We start from the raw sequence: 12,565 nt of genomic DNA, 5'->3' as shown, positions 1-12,565 counted from the left end.
TTATACCACACCTCTATTTTCATCTGAAATGGTTTCCATTTTAGGACAAGAAAAAAACACTGATCATTCAGTGCTTTTTCGATTGAACTATTGCCCCCTGCTGGAATCGAACCAGCAACTACTCCTTAGGAGGGAGTTGTTATATCCATTGAACTAAGGGAGCTAGATAAAAACTCTGCTGAAAAAGCAGAGTTTTTTAGTCGAATTAACGACGGATTTCTTTGATACGAGCTGCTTTACCTTGAAGAGCACGCAAGTAGTACAATTTCGCACGACGTACTTTACCGTAACGAACAACTTCGATTTTTTCAACACGTGGAGTGTGGATTGGGAAGATACGCTCAACACCTACACCGTTAGAGATTTTACGAACTGTGTAGTTTTCTGAGATACCAGCACCTTTACGTGCGATAACAACACCTTCAAAAATCTGGATACGTTCACGGTTACCTTCGACAACTTTCGCGTGTACACGAACAGTGTCACCAGGACGGAATGATGGGATATCTGTACGAAGTTGACCTTCAGTCAAGCTTTGGATTAATGGATTCATTTTATTCTCCTATCTTTGTCAATCTTGAGGAATCTTCCTCAGCGGATAAACTGTATTTTTGTGCGTCCATTACACACAAGATACAGTTTACCAAATTTCCACAAAAAAGTAAAGAAATTTATAGCAGAATTCCTAAAAAAATCGCAATCAAACCACCTAGGTAGGTCAAAGTCAGGTAAGAATAAAAGACCTTCTTATCACTTAACAGTCTTTGGAGTTCGTCATTCAAGGTCGAAAAAGTTGTCAGACCGCCACAAAATCCAGTTGCTAGAATAGCATAGACTTCCTTAGACTCCACATGGTTGTAGAGCAAGCCAATCAGCAAACACCCTAAAAGATTGGCTATTAGCGTTCCAAGTGGCAATTTAGAAGCTTGATTATAGCGAGAAAATAAATAACGCACTAAAGCTCCGAAACCACAAGCAATTGCAAGATAGACGATTACCATTTCTTCCTCCCCAAATAGTAAGCCAAGAGTAGACCTCCACCAATACTCAAAAGCAAATACATAACTAAACTAAGATAACGCCCTGTATCCAGTAGTTTCACAGCATCAAGCATGAGACTAGAAAAGGTTGTCAAACCACCACAAAAACCTGTACCCAGTGCTAAAACAACACCTTTACTTGTCCCTTTATAGACCAGATAGCCCTTGACAAGATAAACCAGGCAGAAAATTCCTAGATAGTTGACAAGAAGGGTTCCCCAAGGGAAATCTGGACTGGCTGGCAACCAAGTAGAAACCAGGTAGCGCACGAGTCCGCCCAACATAGCAGCTAGAAAAATCCCTAGCGGATAAAATTGTTCCTTTTTCATTTGATATTTTGATCCTGATAATCACGCGAACGTTTGAGTATGTCCGAAAAAGTCGCTACAATAGTCTCCTGATAGTGCTTGTCCTCTACACGACTCCTAACCTTTTCAAAGATAATTGCTTCTCTCTTGGTATCTAAAATCGGTTTACCTGAAGCTTTCTTATAGGCAACTACCCCCTCAACCAAATGCATTCGTTCTTCTAAGAGCTTGACGATTTGGTCGTCGATTTGATCAATTTCTTGACGAATAATATCTAAATCCATACAGTCTCCTCCTTTATTTGAATTATTGTATCAAAAAGCCAGCAAATAGGCTAGTAAAATCCCAACTCACGATAAGAAAAATGCACTGATTGATTGCATCAGCGCACGTTTATGCTTATCCTACTTTAGCAGCCAATTCTTCTGCGAATTGTTCCAAGCGTTCAATGTCTTCTTCCTCAGCAGAGAGATCAACTTTAACACACTCTGAACCTTTTTCAGCTCCTGTCGCTACAAAAACGCGATCAAAGTCATCGACAGCCTTACAAAATTCATCGTAGAAAGTATCTCCTGAGCCGACCACTCCGTAGATTTTGCCATTCAAGTTGAGATCTGCTAGGTCTTCGTAGAAGTCCATCATCTCATCTGGCAATTCTCCATCACCATAAGTATAGGTCGCAACGATAGCGATGTCTGCTTCCAAGAAGTCTGAAGCGTCAACAGTTGTACATTCATCAACATCGACATCCAAGCCCAAGTCACGTAATTTGTCTGCTATAATATCTGCAATTTCTTCGGTATTACCGGTCATACTGGCAAATACAATTTTTGCTAATGCCATATCGTCCTCCTCAATTTATCTTTCTCCATTATATCACATCTTTTTCATTTTAAAAATAAAAATTCTTGTGCTACAATGAAATGAGAAAGAATTGAGGTTATTTATGGAAATTTGCCATCAAATTTTAGAAAAAATTAAAGAATACGACACGATTATCATTCACCGTCATATGAAACCAGACCCTGATGCCTTGGGAAGTCAGGTGGGTTTGAAAGCTCTTCTCAAACATCATTTCCCAGAAAAAACTATCAAAGCAGTTGGTTTTGATGAACCAACTCTAACTTGGATGGCTGAGATGGATCTTATTGAAGATAGTGTCTACCAAGGGGCACTTGTCATCGTCTGTGATACGGCGAATACTGCTCGAATCGATGATAAGCGCTATAGTCAATGTGATTTTCTCATTAAGATTGACCACCATCCAAATGATGATGTATATGGTGACCTATCTTGGGTAGATACTAGTTCAAGCAGCGCTAGCGAGATGATTACCTTATTTGCCCAAACAACCCAACTGACCTTGTCAGATCGCGCTGCTGAGTTGCTCTTTGCAGGAATTGTTGGTGATACAGGTCGCTTCCTCTACCCTTCTACCACTTCACGGACTCTTCGCCTGGCCGCTTATTTGAGAGAACATAACTTTGACTTTGCGGCTCTCACTCGCAAAATGGACACTATGAGTTACAAAATTGCTAAACTTCAAGGATACATCTACGACCATCTGGAAGTGGATGAAAATGGTGCAGCTCGCGTTATCCTGAGTCAAGAAGTCTTGAAACAATTCAATGTTACCGATGCTGAAACTGCAGCTATTGTCGGTGCACCTGGACGCATTGACAGTGTGAGTCTCTGGGGAATTTTTGTGGAGCAGGCTGATGGCCACTACCGCGTTCGCTTACGCAGTAAAATTCATCCTATCAATGAAATTGCCAAAGAACATGATGGAGGAGGCCACCCTCTAGCAAGCGGTGCTAATTCCTATAGCCTAGAGGAAAACGAAATCATCTACCAAAAGTTAAAAAACTTGCTTAAAAACTGATAAAATACTTGCCAAACTTTTCAGAATCTGATAGACTAGTATGGTAACAATCTATGGCTCGCAAAGAGACCATGGCAGAAAGGAAATATTGCAAAATGAAAAAAGATATCCATCCAGAATATCGCCCAGTTGTCTTCATGGACACAACTACTGGTTACCAATTCCTTAGCGGTTCAACAAAACGCTCTAACGAAACAGTTGAGTTCGAAGGCGAAACTTACCCATTGATCCGTGTGGAAATTTCATCAGACTCACACCCATTCTACACTGGACGTCAAAAGTTCACTCAAGCAGATGGACGCGTGGATCGTTTCAACAAAAAATACGGTCTCAAATAATGATAAAAAAGAACAGTTTCGACTGTTCTTTTTTGTTTCTTGAAATCAACTGCTGTTTCCATGTTCCAGACTCGTACTCTTCGAAAATCTCTTCGGTAATTTAATGTTAGGGGATTTATACTAACAATAGACTTTTAACCCTAAAATTGATAAAATAAAAAGGAAAATAAGATAAAAGGAAACTGTAAATCACCATGATGAACATGCAAAAATTGAACATACTGTTTTTAATTTTTGTAAACATCAAAAAAGTTGGTTTAAAAGGATTTTAAGTCCTTAAGATTTTTTATCCAACACTACTATTCACGCATCCAAGACAAAATCTTGGCAAAAAAATACAGTAGCAAAGAGTACACCAAACTACCACTCATTATGGGCGGTAGTTTTCTTTTCGTCTAAAATAGAGATAAAAAGATAGGTGGTAGCCTTATGCGTTACGGTTATGTTCGAGTATCTACAAGAGAACAAAATATCGATAGACAATTTTCAGCCTTGGTAGAAAATAAATTAGCAAAAGAAAATATTTTTATTGATTATGTTTCAGGAAAGGATTTTGACAGAATAGAATATCAAAAATTATTAACTACCTTGAAGGAGAATGATGAATTAGTTATTAAATCAATTGATAGATTGGGAAGAAACTATGATGAAATTTTAGAACAATGGCAATCAATTACTAAGAAAAAGAAAGTAAATATAACTGTTTTAGATTTCCCCTTATTAAACACAAAGAACAGCGATGACAATATCACAGGAAAACTAATATCCGATATCGTTTTGCAAGTTCTATCTTATGTGGCACAGTTTGAAAGAGAACAAATCAAACAAAGACAAATGGAAGGAATACGAGAAGCAAAGAAAAAAGGGAAAAAATTCGGTAGACCAAAATTGCTTGTTCCGAATAATCTCCCTGATGTAATAGCTCAATATACGAAAAAAGAAATAACCTTACGAGAAGGTGCAGACATCTTAGGAGTATCAAAAAGCACCTTTCATAATTGGATAAAAAATTCATAGTTCCTGTCAAAAAACCTAGGATTTTTTGGACAGGAAATACACTTTATTTTAGAATCATTTTCGTCAGAAAAAAGGTTCTAAAATCCAGTATTTTGACCGATTATTATTACACTACCATTCTATCAAGTTTGTCCAAAAAAGTCTAGATTTTAGGACAAACTGATTACTTTACAACAAATAAAAATAGGGAGTATTAAATGAATGCACAAACAAACTAAAAAATTCACACTTGCAACTATCTCAGCTCTATCACTTCTTGGCACTGGAGTCATCACAGCTAATCAAGTATCAGCTAGCGAGAATACGAGTACTGAAAAACAAATAGAGGCAACAATTACAAAAGTTGAAATTGATTATTTTGGACTTAGCTTCGAAGGCAGACTTTCAGAGCCACTACAACACGGAGGTGATAAGGCTGCTAAGGGAAATGTTACTTTGATTGATAAAGCGACCGGAAAAATTGTGTACCAAAGTCACGATGCTGTCATTTTTAGTGGCTTAACTAAAGATGTCAGTGATCAATTTTTACAACCTTTATTTTATAGCAATCAATTTAAAGGTGATATTTTTGTTTCAGAACAATTTCCAGATGGAACATATATTTTGGAGATGTCTGGAGAAGCTGGTTCGCCTTACGATGACTTAACTGATACAAGAAAACGTGTCTTTAAAGTTAGAAAAGATGTGACTATCGGAAATCCTTCTACAAATTCAAATACTAACACAACAACTCAATCAGGTTCGAATTCTAATATCTCAGGTAGTTGGCTACAATCTGGTTCTCGTTGGTGGTACAAACACGCCGACGGTTCCTATACAACTAATGGCTGGGAAAAAATCAATGGTGTTTGGTATCGTTTTGACAACTCTGGCTGGATGCAAACTGGCTGGGTAAAAGACGGTAGCTGGTACTATCTCGACGGTTCAGGTGCGATGAAGACAGGTTGGGTCAAAGATAACGGTAGCTGGTACTATCTTCAAGACTCAGGCGCTATGAAAACTGGCTGGATGAAGGTATCTGGTAAATGGTACTATGCTTATAGCTCTGGTGCACTAGCAATCAATACGACAACACCTGATGGCTACCGTGTCAATTACAACGGTGAGTGGGTCTAACATACAATAGAAATAGATTAAGGAGACAATTATATGAACAAAGTGATAAAAATTGAAGATGAAACAGTTTATGTTGGAAAAGGTGATAATGGCCAATTTACTGCAATTTCAAGAAAAAGTTTTGGTTTTGAACCACAAGTAGGTGATTACGTAGAATTTTATCAAAACGGTGATGAGTATATTGTTTCAAAAATAGATAACACATCTCCAGCTAGCTCTAGCCAACATTCAAATGGAGTGAGTGATAAATCTAAACTGGCCGCAGCCTTATTTGCCCTATTTTTAGGAGCACTTGGTGGATACGATTTTTACATCGGAAATTCCAAACAAGGATACAAGCGTATCGGTATAACTCTGCTAGCTTTCATTCCTATTTTATTGCCATTTGTTTTACTAGCAAATGCAATTTGGAATATTATAATTACTATTCAAGTTTTAACGTCCAAAACTGGTAGCAAATGGCACCAAGATGCTCAAGGTTTAGAATTGCAAGATTAAACATATGAAAAAATTATTTCTATTCAGTATTAGTATTTTAGCTATCTCTATTTTAACGGCTTGCCAACATCAGAGTGAAAATACTTCTGCAACAAGTTCTGAAGCGATTGCCTCAAGTACTAGTTCCACTTCTTCCACATCGGAAGAAAAGCAAACTGACTACACCCTGTACAATACTGTCCTTAAAGAATATGCAAAAGTACTAGATGGTTCACCAGCTTCACATACAGAGGTCAATTCAAAAGCAAACTTAAAAAATACTTATCCTAACGAATATTCTGGATTACAGTATAGCTTGTATGATTTAGACCAAGACGGTACGGACGAACTTTTGATTGCCCTAAAAATGGATTCTAACTATTACGATTTATTAGATATTCGAACTCTTAAAAATGACGAAGTTATTCGACTGACCAATGCAGAAAATAATCTAGACTTTATTGGAGAACGCGTTCATTTTAATCCTTTAGAAAACGGCTATTTCCAATTATCTACTCGAGTATCTGCTAATCAAATCCAAGTCAAACTATACAAGTTGAATCAGGATAGAACACGGTTAGAGTTAGTTAGCGAATCAGATACAGAAGAGGGACTGGGGACAAAACCACCTTACCTTGACATAAGGTCTTTCTCTTGGAAATCTGTCACAAGCCTCATAAATGGAGAAATAAGCCTTCCATCAGAAAGTAAAGGAATGGATATTTCTGCAATTCAAAATGGAGATTTTTCTAGTGTCGCAGGAACTTGGAGAAATGGTACAGGTATTGAATTTACTTTCGATAAAAATGGCTTGGTAAGTGATCATTCCAAAGTTTCAATTGAACATGCTAAAGAAACCGACCGCTATCTTAAAGCAAGTTTACTTTCTAAAGCTGGTGGTGCTGGTGGTGCAGCTATTGCCTTTTTACCAGCAGGAATCCCTATAACCATGTCTGTCACCTCTTCTTCAGATAATGGCTATACTGACTCGTCTGATATTACACAAGACCGCTTATGGTTTGGACACCAACTCATCAATGGCAGTACTGAGGGATTTTTCTACAAAGTAGAATAGTGTTAGTAACCCCTTAGACTAGCTCATAAAATATCTGATAACATTTCATAAACACATATAGGATAAATATTCTTATGCTCTTAGAATATCTATCCTATATTTTTATTCCCTTTACATCCCTATTGATACTAAATGAATTCACTCAGAAAAAGATTAGACTTTTAACCCCAAAATTGATAAAATAGGAAAGAAAATAATTGTAAAAAGGAAACTGTAAATCACTATGATGAACATGCAAAATATGATGCGTCAAGCACAGAAACTTCAAAAACAGATGGAACAAAGTCAAGCAGAACTTGCTGCTATGCAATTTGTTGGCAAATCTGCTCAAGACCTTGTTCAAGCGACCTTAACTGGAGATAAGAAAGTTGTCAGCATTGACTTCAATCCAGCTGTCGTTGACCCAGAAGATCTTGAAACTCTTTCAGATATGACTGTTCAAGCCATCAACTCTGCTCTTGAACAAATCGATGAAACTACCAAGAAAAAATTGGGTGCTTTCGCTGGAAAATTGCCATTCTAAGCATAAGAAAAACAAGCATTCATGAGAATACTTGCCTATCATGGGAGGAACAACTGTTCCTCTTTTTGCTTACTAAAAATTAAAGAATTCTATTGCCTGTTTAAACAGTAAATCCATATACTCTGGGTCTTCTTGGGCAATGGTAACTTGTTCTTGAACCATTTCCAAGTCATCTGTTATCATACCATCAGCTCCCAAATGAACTGATTTATCAAAGGACTCTGAACTATTGATGGTCCACACGTACAATTTCTGATCGGTATTCCAAAGCTTGTTGACAAAATTTTCATCTAAAGTTGAATACTCCATGGTGTAACCTGTAGCCTTGGTTCTTGGAAAAATACTATTATAAGGTAGGATTAAAAAGACTGGAATTTGAGTATCGTAGGCTAAAACCTGGTCAATCACATGGTAGTCCAAGGATTGCATTTGGTGACCATTCTGCTTAAGAACAGTTCCATATTTTTCCATAAAGCGTTTCATCATATCTGGGCTATCTTTTCGACTGGTTTTAATCTCAATAAGAAGTTTTTGATGCAATTCATTGGCTTTATTGAGATAGTCATCAAAACTGGACACCTTGCTATGATAACCATTTTCTGAAATATCAAGTTTGGTTAATTCTTTCAAAGTTAGATCCTGTGGATTGGCATTAACTCCTGTCAGATTCTTGATATTGGCATCATGCATCATGACAAACTGGCCATCTTTTGTTTCCTGAATATCTGTCTCAACGAAATCTGGAGATAACTGAGCGGTTTTTTCTAGTGATTGGACTGTATTTTGCACACCATTCTTATTGGATACTCCCCTGTGAGAGATAATCAAAGGTTTATTGGCAACTGGAGCTTCTAAATAAACATAACCCTCAAGAGCGAAAAAGATACAAGCACAGCCCATCACTCCCCATCTCATCCAGTGGTCTTTCTTTCTCCTTGGTGTGATTTCTAGTTCTTCTCCTGTTAAGAAGGAAACAAACTTAATGAGAAAGTAAGTCAAGGCCATATAGTGGAAATTCTTAATCAAGACAAAGTTAATAATTCCCATCACAAGAGATTCCTTATGGGTCAAACCATCCATCAGTGCCTGACTTGCCAAGATTGGAATCAATAAAAGAATGAAAAATAGATACGTTTTGACGATAATCCAAAGCAAGTTCCAAATATAAAACCAGGAGTGATTTTTTGTCTTCTCTAGACTGTATCTGACTGCTTCTTTGACTGTTTTCTTCTCAAACAAAAGCTGGGGTAGGGCAAACATCAAACGTACTGAAATGTAAAACAGCAGCAAGGCTAGAACAGTGATTACCAAACCGACCAACCAATACTTATCTTCTACATAGGCTACTATGAATTCCGGAATGACGATTTTATTGAGGTAATAAATCTTTAAAATCTTTCGAATTAATGGAAAGAGCATCATTACATAAAAGAAAATAAAGGCCATTTTGGAAATCGTCACTTGCTTCATAAACAAGAAACTTTGACGAAAGACCTTGCGACTGTACTCCAGCAAAGTTCTCTTTTCATGATAGAGGAGGTGTCGAGCTCCGATAAAGAGGAGTCCTATCTGGTAATAGGCGATTAGTAAATTAACGATTACCAGAACAAATAAAGCAAGACTAACAAAGGGAGAACCCTTTATAATGGCAAAAAAATTGTTGTAGGAAAGAAAAAGATAACCTGTCTGACGGAGCAACAGTCCAGCAATCCAAGAATTAAGTGGCAACCAGACAAACTCAATCATCATAAATATCAAGAAAAAGAGGAAGAGTATTTTATCTAGATTAAAGTATATCTGCTTAAAACCTAGATTTTTAGATTTTTCAGGTTTCATAGGCACTCCTAGTCAAATAATTGAGACAAGTCCAAGCCTCCAAAAGGATTGTTTGATAGGCTACTTTCTGTCTCTAACAATTCTCTAGCTAGATCTGACTCTAAGAAGGACTCGTAAACACGCGCCGTCATACGAGCATCCTCCAAGCTATTATGAGACTGACCTTGAAATCCAAGAAATGAGGCAACTGTTTGCAATTTGAGATTGGCAATACCATGTAAATCAGAACTCCGACGTTCAAAGGCTTCATCATACAAATCCACCTTGTACTGCTGGCTGTAGTCTAAACCATGATCCGCTAAAATAGGCAAATCACTTTTAGCAGCGTTGTAACCTACCATTGGCAAAGAACCCACAAACTCTTGGAAATCTTTTATGACTTTCTCCACTGGAGGAGCATCTTTTAAGGTCTCAGCTGTAATTCCAGTCAATCCATTGATAAAGCTTTTTAGAGGAACGCTGGTATGGACATAGGAATCATAGGCATCGATTTCCTGACCATCTCTAAAACGCACTGCCGATACTTGAATTAGGTGTGTTTGCCCTTCATGCTGATTAAATTCTAAATCAAAAGCAATGTAATCTTCTAATCGTTCCATTTTCTACCTCTCCTATACTGTTATTTTATACTCTTCGAAAATCAAATTCAAACCACGTCAACGTCGCCTTGCCGTACTCAAGTACAGCCTGCGGCTAGTTTCCTAGTTTGCTCTTTGATTTTCATTGAGTATTACTTGAGCAACTATACTATTTAGAAACAAAAGAAGCCATCAGGTTAGCATTTAACCTAAACAGCTCCTTGATTATCCTCCAAATAAACGAGCAAAAAAGCCTTTCTTAGTGAATTGGACTTCTTCTTTTGCTTGGTCCAGCTCTAGCTTAAGATTTTCTTGATCCTTCATGGCTTGAAGGGTCAATTGTTGCTGCTGATCGAGTTGTTTGTCTTTCTCAGCAATCTGACGGTCTTTGATACGCATCTGCTCGTCTTTTTCTGATAACTGACGATCCTTGGCTTTTAATTGTTCATAAAGACGCAGAATTTCTGCATTCTTCTCATCGACCAGAATCTCCATCAGTTCACGCTGCTTGACATCTTCACTGACAGGCTCATCTTCAAAAATCGTTTTTTTATAGATTTCTTCTAGCTTAATCAAGCCACTTCTGGTAACTACCGTTACCCCTTTGTCATTTTTATCTGTGTCTTCTTCTGGTAATTCTTTGACACGGTTATTGATTGCTTGGCGAGATAATCCTAAGACCTCTGCAATCTCACTGACGGTCATTTCAATACTCATAATATCCTCTGAAACGTTTTCTAGCTTTTCTTTACTTAAATCTTATCATAAGCTAGATAAACTGTCAAATTTCCGCTTAATCTAAGGCCTTCAAAAAGGTTAATAAGACTTGGGCAGAGCGACGTCCAGCTTCGATAATAAACTCATCAAAAGAGATGTTTGCTTCATGGTTGGCATTGTCACTCATAGCTCGGATAACTAAGACTGGAAGATTAAGGGCATGCGCCGCCTGAGCAATAGCTGCTCCCTCCATCTCAACTGCTAAAACTTCTGGGAAATGGGACTTAATCGCTTCTATCTTGTCATTTCCTGCAACAAAACTATCTCCTGTAGCAATCAAACCAAGATGCCAGTTCTGGTCCAATTGAGATAGACTCTCTTGGATTTGAGCAATAAAGGTTTTATCTGATTCGAAATAAAGCGGTTGTTGCGCCATTTGTCCATATGCATAGCCAAAAGCTGTAACATCCACATCATGATAGACTAATTTATCAGCAATCACAACATCTCCAACAGCAATACCCTCTGCTACTGCTCCAGCAGATCCCGTGTTAATCAAAGCATCCACTTGGAAATGATCAGCCAAAATCGCCACACTCATAGCAGACATGACCTTACCAATTCCACTTTCTACAAGAACGACTTCATGAGAGGCAATGGTTCCTGTGTGATAGGTATTCCCTAAAACAACTTGCTCCTGGGCATTGTCTAAATGCTGGACCAGATACGCCAGTTCTTCTGGCATAGCCGCAATAATTCCTATTTTCATTTCAATTCCTTTTCTATTACAAAAGTTTCATTGCTAAGACAAGCAAAATCAAGAGAAAGATGACAGCGAATAAGATTTTATTCAACTTAGAATTGAAGACATTTCTCTTGGTATTTTCAATGCGACGGCTTTTATGAATAGACGGTTCGACCTGAATCTTCAAAGTTTCCTGGCTAAAACCATGATCCTTAGGATTGGCATAACCAAAACGGGAAGAAGAGGTTGGTAAAATTTTTGTCTCCTCATCATCTAGCAAAGGGGGACCTGAAATCTTTTCGCCTCTATTAGCTCTTTCAATCATTTCATCCGTTAATAAAGGTTTACCCATACTGACCTCCTCTATCTTTTCTGCAATTCCCAGTATTGAACAGCCATAATCGTCTTGGCATCACAGATATGACCTGATTGGATTAATTCCTTGGCTTCTTCTAAGCTCACTTCAAGAACTTCTAAGGTTTCATCCTCATCCTGCGGACGCGGATTTTCCACTTTAGTCAAATCGCTTGCTCGGTATAGTTTTAACTTTTCATTACAAAAGCCAATGGCCGAGTAAAAATCGTACAAGAGTTCTAATTTCCCTGTATAGGCTGTTTCTTCCTCTAATTCACGAAGTGCTGCTGCGACAGGGTCTGTGTTTTCTCCTACTTCCAATTTTCCGGCTGGAATTTCATAAGAGGCTGCTTCAATGGCTTTGCGGTACTGCTTGACCAAGATGAGTTTTTGCTCATCCGTTACAGCTAAAACACAGACAGCTCCATTGTGGAAAATCAAATCCCGTTGGGCAGTTCCCTTTCCTTCTGGTAATTCAACCTGATCTTGGACCAGTTTAAATATTGGTCCTTGATAGATCTCTTTTCGGCTTAGCGTTTTTTCTTCAAATTCCATGATA

The 12,565-nt window shown here is 37.9% G+C and carries 18 protein-coding genes and 1 tRNA gene; 7 read left to right on the top strand and 12 right to left on the bottom strand.

Going from position 1 to position 12,565, the window contains the following annotated elements; translation table 11 throughout:
• Positions 1-91 precede the first annotated feature (91 nt).
• The 6 genes from F9B91_RS01830 to F9B91_RS01805 all read right to left on the bottom strand — a co-directional run bounded on the left by F9B91_RS01830 (position 92) and on the right by F9B91_RS01805 (position 2,191).
• Positions 92-163: transfer RNA gene (locus F9B91_RS01830), tRNA-Arg, on the bottom strand.
• 42 nt (positions 164-205) lie between these two features.
• A complete protein-coding gene (gene rplS / locus F9B91_RS01825; protein WP_001068669.1) occupies positions 206-553 on the bottom strand; it encodes a 50S ribosomal protein L19 in 348 nt (115 codons plus the stop codon).
• Between the two features lie 118 nt (positions 554-671).
• Entirely contained in the window at positions 672-1,001 is a 330-nt protein-coding gene (gene crcB / locus F9B91_RS01820; RefSeq protein WP_020902772.1) for a fluoride efflux transporter CrcB, read from the bottom strand.
• Entirely contained in the window at positions 995-1,369 is a 375-nt protein-coding gene (crcB, locus tag F9B91_RS01815) for a fluoride efflux transporter CrcB (RefSeq protein WP_150922358.1), read from the bottom strand. Before crcB (F9B91_RS01815) ends, crcB (F9B91_RS01820) begins: the two co-directional genes overlap by 7 nt.
• Positions 1,366-1,632 (bottom strand): chorismate mutase, encoded by a 267-nt coding sequence (locus F9B91_RS01810; RefSeq protein WP_125456333.1) that lies wholly within the window; start codon positions 1,630-1,632, stop codon positions 1,366-1,368. Before F9B91_RS01810 ends, crcB (F9B91_RS01815) begins: the two co-directional genes overlap by 4 nt.
• Positions 1,633-1,747: 115 nt before the next feature.
• Positions 1,748-2,191 carry a flavodoxin gene (locus F9B91_RS01805; RefSeq protein WP_150922357.1) on the bottom strand — a complete coding sequence of 148 codons (444 nt, stop codon included), beginning with the start codon at positions 2,189-2,191 and terminating at the stop codon, positions 1,748-1,750.
• Positions 2,192-2,294: 103 nt separating this feature from the next.
• On the opposite strand from F9B91_RS01805, the gene F9B91_RS01800 reads away from it, so the two are divergent.
• From F9B91_RS01800 to F9B91_RS01770, 7 genes are all read left to right on the top strand, one after another.
• The gene (locus tag F9B91_RS01800) at positions 2,295-3,230 is read left to right on the top strand and encodes a DHH family phosphoesterase (RefSeq protein WP_150922356.1); all 936 of its coding nucleotides are present in this window, start codon (positions 2,295-2,297) and stop codon (positions 3,228-3,230) included.
• 95 nt (positions 3,231-3,325) lie between these two features.
• The gene (locus F9B91_RS01795) at positions 3,326-3,568 is read left to right on the top strand and encodes a type B 50S ribosomal protein L31 (RefSeq protein ID WP_000710764.1); all 243 of its coding nucleotides are present in this window, start codon (positions 3,326-3,328) and stop codon (positions 3,566-3,568) included.
• 429 nt (positions 3,569-3,997) lie between these two features.
• Complete coding sequence (locus F9B91_RS01790) at positions 3,998-4,585, top strand: recombinase family protein (protein WP_060628084.1); 588 nt, start codon at positions 3,998-4,000, stop codon at positions 4,583-4,585.
• Positions 4,586-4,822: 237 nt separating this feature from the next.
• The gene (locus F9B91_RS12150) at positions 4,823-5,701 is read left to right on the top strand and encodes an N-acetylmuramoyl-L-alanine amidase family protein (RefSeq protein ID WP_410012139.1); all 879 of its coding nucleotides are present in this window, start codon (positions 4,823-4,825) and stop codon (positions 5,699-5,701) included.
• A 33-nt stretch (positions 5,702-5,734) separates the two neighbouring features.
• A complete protein-coding gene (locus tag F9B91_RS01780; RefSeq protein WP_020902768.1) occupies positions 5,735-6,199 on the top strand; it encodes a hypothetical protein in 465 nt (154 codons plus the stop codon).
• A gap of 4 nt (positions 6,200-6,203) precedes the next feature.
• Entirely contained in the window at positions 6,204-7,253 is a 1,050-nt protein-coding gene (locus F9B91_RS01775; RefSeq protein WP_150922354.1) for a DUF6287 domain-containing protein, read from the top strand.
• A gap of 223 nt (positions 7,254-7,476) precedes the next feature.
• Positions 7,477-7,776: a YbaB/EbfC family nucleoid-associated protein gene (locus tag F9B91_RS01770; RefSeq protein ID WP_000981526.1), complete on the top strand. Its 300-nt coding sequence runs from the start codon at positions 7,477-7,479 to the stop codon at positions 7,774-7,776.
• A gap of 72 nt (positions 7,777-7,848) precedes the next feature.
• Here the strand turns inward: F9B91_RS01770 and F9B91_RS01765 are convergent, their stop codons facing one another.
• The 6 genes from F9B91_RS01765 to F9B91_RS01735 form a co-directional block, all read right to left on the bottom strand.
• Positions 7,849-9,612, bottom strand: a complete 1,764-nt coding sequence (locus tag F9B91_RS01765) for a glycerophosphoryl diester phosphodiesterase membrane domain-containing protein (RefSeq protein ID WP_150922353.1) — start codon at positions 9,610-9,612, stop codon at positions 7,849-7,851.
• 8 nt (positions 9,613-9,620) lie between these two features.
• On the bottom strand, positions 9,621-10,211 hold the full coding sequence (locus tag F9B91_RS01760; protein WP_150922352.1) for a 3'-5' exonuclease: 591 nt from the start codon (positions 10,209-10,211) through the stop codon (positions 9,621-9,623).
• 204 nt (positions 10,212-10,415) lie between these two features.
• Positions 10,416-10,907 carry a chromosome segregation protein RocS gene (rocS, locus tag F9B91_RS01750; RefSeq protein ID WP_150922351.1) on the bottom strand — a complete coding sequence of 164 codons (492 nt, stop codon included), beginning with the start codon at positions 10,905-10,907 and terminating at the stop codon, positions 10,416-10,418.
• A 76-nt stretch (positions 10,908-10,983) separates the two neighbouring features.
• Positions 10,984-11,676 (bottom strand): 5'-methylthioadenosine/adenosylhomocysteine nucleosidase, encoded by a 693-nt coding sequence (locus F9B91_RS01745; protein WP_150922350.1) that lies wholly within the window; start codon positions 11,674-11,676, stop codon positions 10,984-10,986.
• Between the two features lie 16 nt (positions 11,677-11,692).
• On the bottom strand, positions 11,693-12,004 hold the full coding sequence (macP, locus tag F9B91_RS01740) for a cell wall synthase accessory phosphoprotein MacP (protein ID WP_000517861.1): 312 nt from the start codon (positions 12,002-12,004) through the stop codon (positions 11,693-11,695).
• Between the two features lie 11 nt (positions 12,005-12,015).
• A complete protein-coding gene (locus F9B91_RS01735; protein WP_150922349.1) occupies positions 12,016-12,561 on the bottom strand; it encodes an NUDIX hydrolase in 546 nt (181 codons plus the stop codon).
• Positions 12,562-12,565: the final 4 nt, after the last annotated feature.

The organism is Streptococcus mitis (assembly GCF_008763935.1).
Lineage (GTDB): Bacteria > Bacillota > Bacilli > Lactobacillales > Streptococcaceae > Streptococcus > Streptococcus mitis_DB.
This window is presented reverse-complemented; position numbering and strand designations above follow the sequence as displayed.